Below are 14,235 nucleotides of genomic sequence, written 5' to 3' on the forward strand. Positions count from 1 at the left end.
GCGGCCGTATCCGCCGAGCGCCCCGGAACAGCACAGTGTGGCCTCAGCCCTGGTCAGCACGGTGAGTGGGCTGGCAGGATCGCGCGCATGCTCAAGGCACTCCCCCGCATCAGCCGCCGCCGCGCCCTGCAGGGTTCGGCCGCGGCGCTCGTGGTGTTCGGGCTGCTGCTCTGGTGGCTGCTGCCCGTGGGCGACGACAGCCCGAGCGGGCGGATGACGTTCAGTACGGGCGTGCAGAAGGGCGTGTACGAGCGGTACGGCAATCTCTTGCGGACGGCGATCTCGCAGGACATGCCGAAGGTCGACGTGAAGCTCCTCAACAGTGAGGGCTCGCAGCAGAACGTCGCGCGGGTGGCCACCGGAAAGGCCGACTTCACCATCGCGGCCGCCGACGCCGTCGAGACGTACCGCCTGGACGGCGCCCCTGGCTGGCACCGGCTGCGGGGCTGCACGCGGCTGTACGACGACTATGTCCAGCTCGTGGTGGGCCGGTCCTCGGACATCCGCACCGTCGAGGACCTGCGGGGCAAGCGCGTGGCCGTGGGGCAGGAGCGCTCCGGGGTGCGGCTGATAGCCGACCGGGTGCTCAACGCCGCGGGGCTCGACCCGGTGACCGACATCGAACCGGTGGCCGCCGGGATCGACACCATGCCCGACCTCCTGAAGCACGGGGACATCGACGCCTTCTTCTGGTCGGGCGGCCTTCCGACCAATTCCGTGCGCGAGCTCTCCGAGGACATGGACATCGAGCTGGTGAAGCTCGGCTACCTGGTCGACGCCCTGCACAAGCAGGGCGGCGGCTCGCGCTACTACCGGGCCGCGACGATGCCGGCCGACGCCTACCCCGAGGCGCAGCAGGGTTCCGCCGTGCCGACGCTGGCCGTGGCGAACCTCCTGGTCACCACGGACCGGGCCGATCCCGAGCTGACCGAGCGGCTGACCCGTACGGTCATCGACAGCCGCGACCACATCGGCGATCAGGTGCATGCCGCCCAGCTGGTGGATCTGCGCACCGCGCTGTTCACGGACCCGCTCCCGCTGCACGAGGGCGCTCGCCGCTACTACCGCTCGGTCAAGCCCTGACCCAGGAGGGGCCGCGGTCCCCTCGTACCGCCCCTGGAGCGTCCCCCTAGGGCTCGCTGCGCGGCACGCTGACCGTGACCTTCAGTCCGTGCGGTTCGTGCCGGGCGTACGCGATGGAGCCGCCGCCCGACGCGAGCAGGGCGCGTGAGATCGACAGGCCGAGCCCCGAGCCCTTGACGTTCTGGTGGCGGTTGCTGCGCCAGAAGCGGTCGCCGACGCGGGCGAGCTCGTCCTCGGTGAGGCCGGGGCCGCCGTCGGTGACCACGACGGACGTCGTCGCGTCTCCGGAGGAGACCGCGACGTGGACGGGGCCTCCCTCGGGCGTGAACTTCAGGGCGTTGTCGATCACCGCGTCCAGGGCGCTGGAGAGGGCGATCGGGTCGGCCCAGCCGGTGGTGGCCGGACACTCGCCCGTCAGCCGTACGCCCCGCTCCTCGGCGAGCGGACGCCAGGAGGCGACGCGCTCGGCGGCCAGCTCGCCGACGTCGGTGAGGTGCAGGTCGGCCGCGGCGTGCTCGGCGAGGGCCAGGTCGAGGAGGTCGTCGAGCACCTGGGTCAGGCGTTTGCCCTCGGTGCGGACCGAGGCGATCTCCGCGTTGCCCTCGGGCAGTTCGAGGGCGAGGAGTTCGATGCGCAGGAGCAGGGCGGAGAGGGGGTTGCGCAGCTGGTGCGAGGCGTCGGCGACGAAGGCGCGCTGCTGCTCAAGGACGTCCTCGACGTTGTCGGCCATCTCGTTGAACGACCGGGCCAGGCGTCTGAGTTCCGGCGGCCCGCCCGCCGCCGCGACGCGGGACTTGAGCCGTCCGGTCGCTATGTCGTGCGTGGTCGCGTCCAGGACGCGTACCGGGCGCAGCACCCAGCCGGTGAGCCGCAGGGCCGCGCCGACCGCCAGGAGCATGGCCGCCGATTCACCGGCGACGATGAGCAGCCAGCCGTGCAGCGTCCGGGAACGCATGCGGCCGGTCGGCGAGTCGGTGACGACGACGGCGATGACGTCGCCGTCCTTGATCACCGGGGAGGCGACCGCGAGCCGTCCGCGCTGCCACGGCCACACCTGCTCGGGGTCGTGGCTGCCGCGGGAGCGGAGCGCCTCTTCGAAGGCGTCTCTGATCGCTCCGGTGCGGGGCAGGAACCAGTCGTTCGGGGAGTTGGCCATGGGGCTGCCGTCGCGGTAGAAGACGCCCGCGCGGATCCCGTACACGTCGAAGTAGTCGTCGAGTTCCTTCTGCAGCGTCTCGCGGCGCTCGTCCTTGCTGCCCGCCACCCGCGAGCCGGTGGGACGTTTGGTGACGAACTGGGCGAGCGACGCGAAGCGTGCCGTGTCGTCGATGCGGTCGACGACCACCCTCTGCTGCTGGGCCGCCGCGACGCTGACGGCGAGCGGGAAGCCGAGCGCGAGCAGGACGCCCGCCATCAGGATGATCAGCAGCGGCAGGAGGCGGGAGCGCACCTGTTCTCGCTCCGGGCTAGGCGGCCGGGGCGACGAGGCGGTAGCCCACGCCGCGCACGGTCTCGATCAGGGCCGGCATGTGCAGCTTGGACCGCAGGGACGCCACGTGCACCTCCAGGGTGCGGCCGGTCCCCTCCCAACTGGTGCGCCAGACCTCGCTGATGATCTGTTCCCGACGGAAGACCACGCCGGGGCGCTGCGCCAGCAGGGCGAGCAAGTCAAACTCCTTGCGGGTCAGTTGGACAACCGAACCGTCCACGCTGACCTGACGGGTGGGCAGTTCGATGTGGACCGGGCCGAGCCGCAGCTTGCTGTCGCCGGGGGTGACCGCGTCGGCCGGCGTGGGCCGCCGGATGACCGCGTGGATGCGGGCGATCAGCTCCCCGGTGTCGTACGGCTTCACCACGTAGTCGTCGGCCCCGAGGTTGAGGCCATGGATCCGGGACCGTACGTCGGAGCGGGCCGTCACCATGATCACCGGGATCGAGCAGCGCTTGCGGATCTTGCCGCACACCTCGTAGCCGTCCTGGTCGGGCAGGCCCAGGTCGAGGAGGACCACTCCGAAGGGAGCCGCCTGCGCGGGCAGCAGCGCCTGCAGCGCCTCCTCGCCGCTGCGGGCGTGCACGACGTCGAAGCCGTGCCTGGCCAGGACCGCGGACAGGGCGGCGGCCACATGATCGTCGTCCTCGACGAGAAGCAGTCGCATAGGGGCCCCCTCCGATTCATCCGTCGTTCCGTCGTGGCGGGTAGTGGTGGCCGGTCCGTTCGCGGCGCACCAAGGCATCCATGCCGATGCATAAGGACCGCGTCAAGGGGGTTCAGGTCGTCGGCACGTTCCGTTACCCACCCGGTACGCACTCCCTGGGCCTCTTCACACGGAGTGTCCGGTTGCGGCCGGATCGTTATGCTCAATTTCCCCTCAGATGTAATGACGCTGGTCGCACTGGGTTATTACTGTCCTCGCAACCGAGGAGGATGGAGCAACAAGCCGTGACCGAAGTATCGGTGACCAAGGACGCCATACCGTCTGGGGCCGACGACCTGGTCGTGCTGAAGAACGTCAACAAGCACTTCGGCGCTCTGCACGTCCTCCAGGACATCGACCTGACCATCGCCCGCGGCGAGGTCGTCGTCGTGATCGGCCCCTCCGGGTCCGGCAAGTCGACGCTGTGCCGCACCATCAACCGCCTGGAGACGGTCGATTCGGGTGACATCTCGATCGACGGTAAGCCGCTGCCCCAGGAGGGCAAGGAACTCGCCCGGCTCCGCGCGGACGTGGGCATGGTCTTCCAGTCCTTCAACCTTTTCGCGCACAAGACCGTGCTCGAGAACGTGACGCTGGGCCAGACCAAGGTGCGCAAGATCGGCAAGGCGGAGGCGGAGGCCAAGGCGCGCGGTCTCCTCGACCGCGTGGGTGTCGCCTCCCAGGCCGACAAGTACCCCGCGCAGCTCTCCGGCGGACAGCAGCAACGCGTCGCCATCGCACGCGCGTTGGCGATGGACCCCAAGGTGATGCTCTTCGACGAGCCCACGTCGGCGCTCGACCCGGAGATGATCAACGAGGTCCTCGAGGTGATGCAGCAGCTCGCCCGCGACGGGATGACGATGATCGTCGTCACCCACGAGATGGGCTTCGCCCGCTCCGCGGCCAACCGCGTCGTCTTCATGGCAGACGGGCGGATCGTCGAAGAGGCCGTGCCGGACCAGTTCTTCAGCAACCCGCGCAGCGACCGGGCCAAGGACTTCCTGTCGAAGATCCTGAAGCACTGAGGCTTCCACGCCGTCTCAACTCCAGTCCAAATCAGAGGATGTTCACCATGAAGCTCCGTAAGTCCGCCGCCACGGCCGCCGTTGTCGCCGCTCTCGCACTGACCGCCACGGCGTGTGGTGGCGAGGAGGGCACGGCCGGCGACAAGCCGAAGGACCCGACCGGCGGGAAGAACGCGCCGAAGCTGCCCACGTACGAGGTGAAGTCCGGCGTCAAGGTCGACTCCGATGTCCTGAAGAAGGCCCAGAAGGCCGGCAAGATCGTCATCGGTGCCAAGGACGACCAGCCGTACCTGGGCTTCAAGGACAGCGCCGGCAAGCGCTCCGGTTTCGACATCGAGATCGCCAAGATGGTCGCGGCCGACCTCGGCTTCAAGCCCGACCAGATCGAGTTCAAGACGATCGACTCCGGCGTCCGTGAGACCACCATCTCCAAGGGCGACGTCGACCTCTACGTGGGCACGTACACGATCAACGACGAGCGCAAGAAGCAGGTCGGTTTCGCCGGTCCCTACTTCATGGCCGGCGCCGACCTCCTCGTCCGCCACGACGAGAAGTCCATCACGGGACCGGACTCCGTGAAGGGCAAGAAGGTCTGCTCCATCGTCGGCTCGACTCCCCTCCAGGAGATCAAGAAGCCGAAGTACGGCGCCAAGACCGTCGAGCTGGCCAAGTACTCCGAGTGCGTGCAGCAGCTCATCAACAAGGAGGTGGACGCCGTCACCACCGACGACGCCATCCTCAAGGGCTACGCGGCGCAGCAGCCGAAGGCGCTGAAGGTGGTCGAGAAGCCGTTCACCAAGGAGCCGTACGGCATCGGCATGCACAAGGGCGACAAGGCGCTGCGCGACGCGGTCGCGGACGCCATCGAGGCGCACCAGAAGAACGGCGACTACAAGAAGGCGTACGACGCGACGCTCGGTCTCTCGGGCGCCAAGTTCACCGAGCCGCCGGCCCTCGAGCGCTACTGACCCTCTGATCGACCGTTCCACTCCCCGGCAGTGAGTTGACCGGCCCCCCGTAGGCGCCCAGGCGGTGTCTACGGGGCCGGCTCCCCTGCCCGACCACTGCCGCCCACGAGGACATCCCCGTGAATGTACTGCTCGACCATATGGCGGAATTCCGCGAGGGATTCATAGGCACGATCTGGCTGACCGTGGCCAGTGGCGTGCTCGCGCTGTTCCTCGGCGTCGTGCTCGCCGGCTTCCGGGTCTCGCCCGTACCCCCGCTGCGGTTCTTCGGCGCCGCGTGGGTCACCCTGTTCCGGAACACCCCGCTGACGCTGCTCTTTCTCACCATCTGGTTCGCGGTGCCGCAGGTCTTCGACTTCGGCTTCGACCCGTGGACCAAGGCGCTGATCGTGCTCAGCGTCTACACCTCGTCGTTCGTCTGCGAGGCCGTCCGGTCCGGCATCAACACCGTGCCCCTCGGCCAGGCGGAGGCCGCCCGTTCCCTGGGGATGACGTTCTTCCAGACGCTCGGGACGATCATCCTGCCCCAGGCGGTGCGCACCGTCCTGCCGCCGCTGAGCAGCATCTTCATCGCCCTGACGAAGAACTCCGCCATCGCGGGCGCGTTCAGCGTCACGGAGCTGTTCGGCTGGCAGAAGACCCTCAGCGACCAGGGCTTCGCCATCGCCTGGCTGTTCCTCTGGGTGGCGCTCGGCTACCTCCTCATCACATTCACCATCAGTGGCCTGTTCCGGCTGCTCGAGCGGAGCCTGGAGGTCGCGCGATGAGCTCCAGCGTCCTGTACGACGCGCCGGGCCCCAAGGCCCGGATGCGCAACCGCATCTACTCCGTCATCGGCACGGCGGCCATCCTCGCCCTCGCCGCCGTCGTGATCATGCGTCTCGCCGACCGCGGCCACTTCGACTCCGCCGTCTGGGAGACCTTCAACTACTCCAACGTGCGGACGATCATCCGCGACGGCATCGTCACCACGCTGAAGGTCTTCGCCCTCGCCGGCGTGCTCTCCCTGGTGCTCGGCGCGCTGCTCGCGGTCGCCCGCGCCTCGGACCACCGCCCGGTCCGCTGGCTGGCCACCGGGTTCATCGAACTCTTCCGGGCCATCCCGCTGCTGATCACGATCTACGCCCTGTGGGTGCTCTTCCTCACCTACAAGAGCGACCTGGGCGCCGTCGGGGCCAACAACGGCTTCTGGGCGCTCGTCATCGGCCTCGCCGTCTACAACGGCGCGGTGCAGGCAGAGGTGCTCCGGGCCGGCTTCAACGCCGTGCCGCGCGGTCAGGTGGAGGCGGCGTACGCGCTGGGACTGCGCAAGACGCAGGTCATGACGATGCTGCTGCTGCCGCAGGCGGTCAGGTCCATGCTGCCCACGATCATCAGCCAGCTGGTGGTCACGCTGAAGGACACCTCGCTCGGCTACATCATCACGTACGCGGAGCTGCTGTACGCGGCCCGGCAGCTGGCCAACACCACGCTCGTCAACGGCCAGTACATCTACGTCCCGGTGATCATGGTCGTCGGCACGATCTACGTGGCGATGTGCATGGCACTGTCCGGCCTCGCCAACTGGGTGGAGAGGCGCGGCCGGCGGACCAAGACGGGGATCGCCGTGGCGGCCGCCGCCGAGCCGGCCGAGGCCCCCGGGGTGCTCGACCCGTCCGAACCGCTCGGCCCCGCCGTCGGCGACCGCGAGCCGGCCGACGCCGCCCCGGCAGATCCCAAGGGTCCCGCCCCGCGCCTGGACGGCCCGGACGAGCCGCCGTCGAAGGCGACCTGAGAGCGCGGGTGAACGGAAGAGCACGACGGGAACTCGTGGTGCCGGGGGGAGGCAGTGGCGACAGCGCCACTGCCTCCCCCGTTTTCGTATGCGTTCCGTATGCGTTCCGTGTGCGTTCCGCGTGCGCGAGTGGCACGACACGGACGGTTACGTGCCGGCGCGGGTGGGGACCGGCAGGCGGTGCCGGGACCCCACGGGCAGCGAGCGGTGGCTCCCTCCGGTTCGGTCGCGGTCCCGGTCGGGCTCTGACCAGCGCCCACCTGGGCACGCGGCGATGCGAACTGACGACCGATGAGACGATCGGACGTGACGGCCGCTGTGCGGGCCGCGTCGACGCCGCCGTCGCTTGACGCGGGCACAAGCAATGGGTTGCATACATTCTGTGATCGTGCACCGGGCTCCAACTGCCAGTTCCTGTACGTACGTCCAGCGCTTCCGGGCAGTCCGGACCCTCGGAGCCCGCCGGGCCGGAAGGCGTGCGCCGTGGACCCGGTGATCGTCGTCGGCGCGGGCCCCGTCGGGCTCGCGCTCGCCCTCGCCCTCGCCCGGCACTCGGTGCCCACCGTCGTCCTCGACGAGGGCCCCGGCAAAGACGAGCAGCGGCCCGCGCGGACCGTCGTCCTGCGGGAGGACACCGCGGCGTTCGCGGAGCGGCTCGCGGGCCACTCGTTCGGCGACGCGGAGTCGGGCGCACGATGGGCCGGCTGGCGCTCCGTACGGCGCAAACAGCTGATGCGGGAGATCGCATTCGACGACGAGACGCCCGCCCCGCTGCACCTGACGCAGCACGTGCTGACCGGCGCGCTGCGCGAGGCCATCGCCGACGAGCGCCTCGTCAAGATCGCGGTGGAGAGCAAACTCGACTCCCTGGAGCAGGACCCCACCGGTCTGACCGCACACACGCGCGACCCCAAGGGCACCTGGTGGCGTGGCAGTTATCTGGTGGGCTGCGACGGTTCCCGCTCCACGGTGCGCAAACTCCTCGACGTCCGCTTTCCCGGACGCACCGCCGTCGAACGACACGCCGTGGCCGCGCTCCGCACGGAACTTCCCTGGCCGGGTCAGGCGTTGTTGCATCGGATGCCCCCGTGGCCCGGCGGGGGCGCCGAGGTGACGGGCCGCCCGCTCGCCGACGGGGTGTGGCGGCTCGACTGGCTGCTCCCGCCGCGCGGCGAGCTGGTGACGCCCGACGCCTTGGTCGCGCGCATCCGGGAAACGCTCGCAGGCTGGTGCGGCGGCTCCACACCGCCGTACGAGCTGCTTGACACCGGCGTGCACACCGTCCACCACCGGCTCGCCAGGCGGTGGCGCGTCGGCCGCGCCTTCCTCGCCGGGGACGCCGCGCACCTCCTCGGCGCGCTCGGCACCCAAGGGCTCGACGAAGGGCTGCGGGACGCCGAGAACCTCGCCTGGAAGCTGGCGCTCGCCTGGCACCACGGCGCACGCGAGCCGCTGCTCGACAGCTATCAGGTCGAGCGGCGGGCCGCCGTGGCCGCGCGCCTGCGCGCCGCCGACCAGGCGCTGCCCGTGCTGCGCGGCGGCAAGGGCTTGCGCTCGTACGTGCCGGGCACCGCGCGGGGGCACGACACCCTCCTCACGGACGGCCATGTGGGACGCGGGCCGCTCGGCGCGCCCTCGTCGTACGCCGAGTCGCCGCTGGCGCCCGCCCCTTCCGAGTCGGTCATCGCGGTCGGCACGGAGCCCGGGGCGCCGGTCGCCGACGTGCGGGTGACCGCGCCCGACGGCTCCTTCGTCCAGCTGCGCGACCGGCTCGGACGCGACCACCTGATCGTCGTCCTCGTCGCGCCGGGCACCGTGGTGTGGGAGCGGCGGCACTGGGTGACGGCCGGGATCATGCCGCGCCTCGCCGCGGCCGTCTCGGCACTGCCGCACCCGGCCGAGCTGCTCGTCGCGGAGAGTTATCCCGGGGCCGCCGCCCACTCCGTCCTGCTCGTACGGCCCGACGGCCACCTGGTCACGGCGCTCGCCGGGGTACGCCCGGCCGAGCTGTACGCGGCGGCCGAAGCGGCACTGGGCGGTCCGGCGCCCACGGCGCGGGGGAACGGGTCGGGGCGTCCGGAGCGGCCGGAGCGACCGGCGCGGGCCGGCCGGGAGGAGAACGCGGCGGGGGCCGCTCGGCCACGGGGGTGAGCGTGGGCACCCGGTCGCAGAAGGAAGGGCCCCGGTCGGGTCCGGGAGCAGACCCCGACCGGGGCGCCCGAGACCCGCAGCCGCGCCGCCGAGATCGCCCGACCGCATGCTGAGCCAGGGTTGACCGCCCCCGACCCCCATGGTCTACTCCGGATCGTGACCGACACCGATGTACGCCTGTGGCGGAGGGTCCACATGGACCTCGTCCGCTATGCAGGCTGCGTGTGTCACCCGTCCTGCTGAATTCGCCTTCTTCTCGCGCGCCGAGCACCCGTCCCGGGTCGTCTCGCGCGCTCTTCCGCGAACCTCCAGGACGGTACCCGTGTCTGCACTTCCTTCCTCCACCGCGCCCGCGCCCGCGCGTTCCTCGGCGCCCACCTCGGCCGAACTCCTCGACTTCGTCCGCCGTACCGCGGCCGACTCCGACCTCATCGCCTCCCTGCCGCTCGACCCCGAGGGCCGCACCTGGGTGCGTCTGCAGGGACCCGGCGGCAGTGAGGCCTGGCTGATCGGCTGGCCGCCCGGCACCGGAACCGGCTGGCACGACCACGCGGAGTCCGTCGGCGCCTTCCTCACCGCCGCGGGCACCCTCAAGGAGAACTCGCTCGCCGCGCGCCTGCCCACCGACGGGTGGAAGACCCTGGAACTCTCCGACGACGTCGACCGCGAACGGCGGCTGACGGCGGGCGAGGGCCGCGCTTTCGGCCGCAACCACGTGCACGAGGTGCTCAATGAGTCCCCGACCGAGCACGCCGTCTCCGTCCACGCCTACTACCCGCCCCTGCCGCGGATCCGCCGGTACAGCCGTACCGGCGACGTACTGCGGCTGGAGTCCGTGGAGCGCCCGGAGGACTGGCAGTGAGCGGGGACGAGGGAGAACGCCCGGTCGGCATCGACGAGTTGCTGGAGCGCGTGCGGCTCGGCCTCGACCGGCTCACCCCGCAGGAGGCGTACGAGGTCGCCGAGGGTGGCGGCCTCCTCGTCGACATCCGTTACGCGGCGCTGCGGGAGCGCGACGGGCTGATCCCCGGCGCGCTCGTCGTCGAACGCAACGAACTGGAGTGGCGGCTCGACCCGCAGGGCAGTCACCGCGTCCCTGAGGCCACCGACCATGACGTACGCGTCGTCGTGATCTGCAACGAGGGGTACGCGTCCAGCCTCGCGGCCGTCTCCCTGCGGCAGTTGGGGCTGCGCCACGCCACCGATCTGGTCGGTGGCTTCCAGGCGTGGCGGGCGGCGGGACTGCCGGTGACGGCCGCGGGGAGGTAGGCGCCCCCCCGCCCCGCCCGTAGGCCTTGTTCACTCCTTGGCGGTCGCCACCGTGACGGGGAGCGGCCTCAGGGCGGCGCGGCCCGGCAGCGCGGTGGCGGCCAGAGCGAGCAGTCCGGCGACGGCGATCACGGAGACGTACGCCAGGGGCACGACCGTCGGCGCCGCGCTGCCGGTCATGCCCACGCTGAAGGCGGTCAGGACGGCGAGTGCCACACCGCTGCCGAGCGAGACGCCGATGAGCAGGACCGCGAGCGCCTCGGTGCGCAGCATGCGCAGGACCTGGCGGCGGGTGGCACCGGCGAGACGCAGCATCGCGAACTCCCGTATGCGCTCGGAGACGGACATGGCGAGGGTGTTGACGACGGCGATGGCGGTGAAGGCCAGGACGAGGCCCATCGCCAGGAGGTTCACCTCGGCGTTGGTCTGCCGGAGCTCTGCCTGGAGGCTGTCGGCGGCGACGGTGTCGAGCACGCGCAGGCCGGGGAACTTCTCGACGGCTGCCGCGAGTTGTTCCTGTGTGCGGTCGCTCTTGACGAGGACCGTGGTGGCGAGCGGGTTGTCGACGTGCCGGGCGACCAGGTCGTGCGCCATGGTCAGATCGCCGAACCCGAGGCCGCGTGCGTACACGGCGCGGACGGTCAGTTCGGTCTTCGTGCCGTCGCCCAGGGTGAACTTGAGCGTGCTGCCCGGCTTCAGCCCGAGCCGGTCGGCCGCGAGCCCGCTGACGGCGACGCTGTCCTCGTCGAAGCCCGCCAGGGTCCCTGCGGTGACGTCCGGGTCCCAGGTGCGGGTGAGCCCCTCGGGGGTGACGCCCTGCGCCGGGTACTTGTCGAGCCCGACGCGCACCGTCGTACGGACGACCTCGGTGGCGGCGTCGACCCCTTCGGCGGACCGCAGCTTCCGTGCCGCCTCCGCCGGGATGCCGGGGCCCTTGGCCGTCAGGACCCAGTCCGCGCTGATGCCCTGACGGGTCTGGGCGCGGGCCGCATCGTCCAGGGTGGGCTGGGCGAAGAGGACCGTGCAGGTCATGCCGGTGAGGAGGGCGAGCGGAGTGACGACGGCGGCCATCCGGGCCGCGTTGCCGCGCAGGTTGGCGTGGGCGAGCTTGCCGCCGGGGCCCGCCAGCCGGAGCGGGCCCCGCAGGAGCGCTGCCGCCGCCCTGACCACGAACGGCCCGAGCAGCGCGATGGCGCAGGCGAAGACGACAACGGCCAGGAAGGTCACGGGAGTCGACGCCGCCTCGGTCCGCAGCGCGCTCAACACGGCGACCAGGACGGCTCCACCGGCGAGCAGCACCAGACCCGCGACGACACGGCTCCAGGCCGGCCGGGACCGCTCGACCCGCGCCTCGCTGAGGGCCTGCGCCGGGCGGATCCGGACGATCCTGCGCCCCGCGATGAGGGCGGCTGCCCAGGCGCCGAGCACGGTGGCGGCCACGGCGGCGAGGGGCGGGAAGACGCTGACGGTGCGTTCGAGGGTGGCGGGGACGGCTCCCATGTCCACGAACCGGCCGTGCAGCCAGCCGCCGAGCGGGATGCCGGCGAGCGCCCCGACGGCTCCCGCACCGGCGCCGACGATCAGGGCCTCACGTCCGAGGAGCCTGCGGATCTGCTTCGGTGTGGCGGCTACGGCGCGCAGCAGGGCCAGTTCGCGGTGGCGCTGCTGCACGGAGAGGGCGAAGGTCCCGACGACCACGAGGATCGCGACGAGCAGGGACGTGCCGCCCATGGCGCCGCCCATGCTGACCAGCTTGACGCGGGCTCCCGCCGCGTCGAGGAACTCCACGGGCCCACGTCCCCTCCCCGCGCTGACCTGCGCCGTCGTGCCGTCCAGCGCGCGGGTCACGGACTTCTGGAGGTCGGCGGCCGTGGTGCCGCGCTCCGGTACGACACCGAAGGCGGTGACCTGGCCGGGGTGCGCGGCGAGCCGCTCGGCCTCGGCGGCGGAGAAGAAGAGCGAGGTCTGGTGGGCCAGTGCGCCGCCGTCGGGCGCGGCGACACCCGTGATGCGGTAGGCGCGCGGGCTCCGCGTCGACTGGACGGTGAGGCGGTCGCCCGGCCGCAGCCCCGCGCGGTCGGCGAGATCGCGGTCGATCACGAGGTCGTGGGCCGTGCGCGGCGCCCGGCCGTCGACGAGCCGGAAGGGCGTGAGGGCGGCGGACCGCCAGGCGTGCCCGTACGACGGCTTGGCGGCACCCCCGGCCGAGGCGGGCGTCAACGGCTGTGCGAGGAAGGTGAGTTCGGACACGAGCGCGTGGACGCCGGGCGCCTTCTCGAGTCTTCTCTCGATCTCGTCGGCTCTCAGCCAGGCTCTTTCGGCGATCGGTTTCGCCTTGTGCTTGACCTTGGTCTTGCCCTTCTTGTGCTTGACCGTGGTCTGGTGGACGTTCTGGTCCGCGGAGACGATCACGGGAGCCGCGGCGTACCGCTCGGTCTTGATCGTGCCGCGCAGGCCGGTCTCCAGGAGGGTGCCGCAGGCGGTGATGAGGGCCGCGGCGCACATCAGCGCCAGGAAGGCGCCCAGGAATCCGCCCTTGCGGTCTCTGACCGTCTGCAGTGCGTAGCGCAGCATCATGAGGGATCGTTCTCTCTTCGGTCGTCGGACGGTGCGGGAAAGGCGGACGGTGCGGGGCCGGCGGAAGGCGCGGGGAAGGCCAGGAACCGGGTGAGGACGGTGCGAGCGCCGTCCGGGGTGTCGGCCTCGGGCCGCTTGTAGCGGTTGAGCAGCGCGATGTACTCCTCGAAGAAGTCGTGAAGCTCCGGGAGCGTCAGCCGGATGGTGCCGCGCGAGGAGGGGAACGCGTCGTGCCAGTCGCCGAGTTCACCGCTGCCGTCGCGCTGAAGTCGCGCGAACAGCTCCAGATCCGCGGCGTACGCGAGGTGGTTGAGCTCGTCCATGACGAGCCGCATCTCGGGGCTCTGCCGGCTGCGCGGAGGAAAGCGCCGGTCACCCGGGACCGCCCGCCACCAGCGCTCACGTCCGTGCCCCGCACCGCGCGTCTCCTCGACGAAGCCGTACCGGGCGAGCTCGCGCAGGTGGTAGCTGGTCGCGCCCGTGTTGAGGCCGAGGGCCCGGGCGAGCGTCGCGGAGGTGGCCGGGCCATGCAGGGTGAGGTGCTGCAACATCTGCTGCCGCCGCGGCTGCGCGAGCGCTTTGAGGGCGCGGAGGTCGGTGAGTTCGTGCGGGGGCGGCTGCGGGGGCGGCGGGAGCGTCTGTGGGGGCGTGGGGGGAGTTTCGGGTGGGGTCGAAGTGGTGGCTGGGATCGGACTGGTGGGCGGGGTCGGATCGGCGGCTGAGGTCGGATCGACGCCACGGGGCTGGGACGGCTCGCCAGGCTGGGCCGGGCCACCGGTCTCGGCCGGGCCACCGGGCTGAGCCGAGCCACCACTCCCCGCCGGGTCCGTCGTCCGAGCGGCGTCGTCGACCCGAGCAACGGCGCCACGGGTCTGGCCCGGGTCGCCGGGCTGAGTCGGGGCGCCGATCTCCGCCATGCCCCTCGCCCGAGCGCCGTCGTCGACCCGAGCGCCCTCGTCCGCCCGAGCGCCCTCGTCCGCCCGAGCGCCCCCGTCAGCCCGGATGCCGTCGTCGGCCCAGGTCGTCGCGGTGGTGGTGCCGGGTTCCTGTGTCATGCGTACACAGTCGTCTGTGCACAGGTCTCTGTGCACTGCGGTGACCCGGCGTCTCCGCAGGGGGGACAACCCCACCCTGCGGAGCCCGAGTTGAGGTGCTGGACCGATCTGGCCTGCCGCCCCACCCCCGTGGGGGCG

The 14,235-nt window shown here is 71.5% G+C and carries 13 protein-coding genes; 9 read left to right on the plus strand and 4 right to left on the minus strand.

Annotated features, from left to right (window positions below):
• Positions 1 to 87: 87 nt before the first annotated feature.
• On the plus strand, positions 88 to 1,083 hold the full coding sequence (locus tag ACZ7DY_RS22025; RefSeq protein ID WP_471137638.1) for a TAXI family TRAP transporter solute-binding subunit: 996 nt from the start codon (positions 88 to 90) through the stop codon (positions 1,081 to 1,083).
• Between the two features lie 46 nt (positions 1,084 to 1,129).
• Here the strand turns inward: ACZ7DY_RS22025 and ACZ7DY_RS22030 are convergent, their stop codons facing one another.
• The gene (locus ACZ7DY_RS22030; RefSeq protein ID WP_471137639.1) at positions 1,130 to 2,533 is read right to left on the minus strand and encodes a sensor histidine kinase; all 1,404 of its coding nucleotides are present in this window, start codon (positions 2,531 to 2,533) and stop codon (positions 1,130 to 1,132) included.
• A gap of 16 nt (positions 2,534 to 2,549) precedes the next feature.
• Positions 2,550 to 3,239: a response regulator transcription factor gene (locus tag ACZ7DY_RS22035; RefSeq protein WP_471137640.1), complete on the minus strand. Its 690-nt coding sequence runs from the start codon at positions 3,237 to 3,239 to the stop codon at positions 2,550 to 2,552.
• Positions 3,240 to 3,523: 284 nt separating this feature from the next.
• Here ACZ7DY_RS22035 and ACZ7DY_RS22040 point away from each other — a divergent pair, with 284 nt between their 5' ends.
• The 8 genes from ACZ7DY_RS22040 (at position 3,524) to ACZ7DY_RS22075 (ending at position 10,465) form a co-directional block, all read left to right on the plus strand.
• Positions 3,524 to 4,303, plus strand: coding sequence for an amino acid ABC transporter ATP-binding protein (locus ACZ7DY_RS22040; RefSeq protein WP_471137641.1), 780 nt, complete (start codon positions 3,524 to 3,526; stop codon positions 4,301 to 4,303).
• A gap of 47 nt (positions 4,304 to 4,350) precedes the next feature.
• On the plus strand, positions 4,351 to 5,271 hold the full coding sequence (locus tag ACZ7DY_RS22045) for a glutamate ABC transporter substrate-binding protein (RefSeq protein WP_471137642.1): 921 nt from the start codon (positions 4,351 to 4,353) through the stop codon (positions 5,269 to 5,271).
• A 119-nt stretch (positions 5,272 to 5,390) separates the two neighbouring features.
• Positions 5,391 to 6,038, plus strand: a complete 648-nt coding sequence (locus ACZ7DY_RS22050; protein WP_471137643.1) for an amino acid ABC transporter permease — start codon at positions 5,391 to 5,393, stop codon at positions 6,036 to 6,038.
• A complete protein-coding gene (locus ACZ7DY_RS22055; RefSeq protein ID WP_471137644.1) occupies positions 6,035 to 7,045 on the plus strand; it encodes an amino acid ABC transporter permease in 1,011 nt (336 codons plus the stop codon). The genes ACZ7DY_RS22050 and ACZ7DY_RS22055 overlap by 4 nt, the downstream gene beginning before the upstream one ends.
• Before the next feature lie 483 nt (positions 7,046 to 7,528).
• A complete protein-coding gene (locus ACZ7DY_RS22060) occupies positions 7,529 to 9,196 on the plus strand; it encodes an FAD-dependent monooxygenase (RefSeq protein WP_471137645.1) in 1,668 nt (555 codons plus the stop codon).
• A gap of 156 nt (positions 9,197 to 9,352) precedes the next feature.
• Positions 9,353 to 9,439, plus strand: coding sequence for a putative leader peptide (locus ACZ7DY_RS22065; protein ID WP_336621184.1), 87 nt, complete (start codon positions 9,353 to 9,355; stop codon positions 9,437 to 9,439).
• Positions 9,440 to 9,518: 79 nt separating this feature from the next.
• Positions 9,519 to 10,058 carry a cupin domain-containing protein gene (locus tag ACZ7DY_RS22070; protein WP_471137646.1) on the plus strand — a complete coding sequence of 180 codons (540 nt, stop codon included), beginning with the start codon at positions 9,519 to 9,521 and terminating at the stop codon, positions 10,056 to 10,058.
• A complete protein-coding gene (locus ACZ7DY_RS22075; RefSeq protein ID WP_471137647.1) occupies positions 10,055 to 10,465 on the plus strand; it encodes a rhodanese-like domain-containing protein in 411 nt (136 codons plus the stop codon). The genes ACZ7DY_RS22070 and ACZ7DY_RS22075 overlap by 4 nt, the downstream gene beginning before the upstream one ends.
• 30 nt (positions 10,466 to 10,495) lie before the next feature.
• Here the strand turns inward: ACZ7DY_RS22075 and ACZ7DY_RS22080 are convergent, their stop codons facing one another.
• Together ACZ7DY_RS22080 and ACZ7DY_RS22085 are read right to left on the minus strand one after the other, a co-directional pair.
• Positions 10,496 to 13,042, minus strand: a complete 2,547-nt coding sequence (locus ACZ7DY_RS22080; RefSeq protein WP_471137648.1) for an FtsX-like permease family protein — start codon at positions 13,040 to 13,042, stop codon at positions 10,496 to 10,498.
• Complete coding sequence (locus tag ACZ7DY_RS22085; protein ID WP_471137739.1) at positions 13,039 to 13,731, minus strand: ArsR/SmtB family transcription factor; 693 nt, start codon at positions 13,729 to 13,731, stop codon at positions 13,039 to 13,041. Before ACZ7DY_RS22085 ends, ACZ7DY_RS22080 begins: the two co-directional genes overlap by 4 nt.
• Positions 13,732 to 14,235: the final 504 nt, after the last annotated feature.

This window comes from Streptomyces sp. NPDC037013 (assembly GCF_055607265.1).

What these genes read in the sequence shown, in the direction of transcription:
- ACZ7DY_RS22035 (WP_471137640.1), bottom strand. Translation starts at nt 3,239, where the DNA reads ATGCGACTGCTTCTCGTCGAGGACGACGATCATGTGGCCGCCGCCCTG.
- ACZ7DY_RS22025 (WP_471137638.1), top strand. Translation starts at nt 88, where the DNA reads ATGCTCAAGGCACTCCCCCGCATCAGCCGCCGCCGCGCCCTGCAGGGT.
- ACZ7DY_RS22055 (WP_471137644.1), top strand. Translation starts at nt 6,035, where the DNA reads ATGAGCTCCAGCGTCCTGTACGACGCGCCGGGCCCCAAGGCCCGGATG.
- ACZ7DY_RS22080 (WP_471137648.1), bottom strand. Translation starts at nt 13,042, where the DNA reads ATGATGCTGCGCTACGCACTGCAGACGGTCAGAGACCGCAAGGGCGGA.
- ACZ7DY_RS22045 (WP_471137642.1), top strand. Translation starts at nt 4,351, where the DNA reads ATGAAGCTCCGTAAGTCCGCCGCCACGGCCGCCGTTGTCGCCGCTCTC.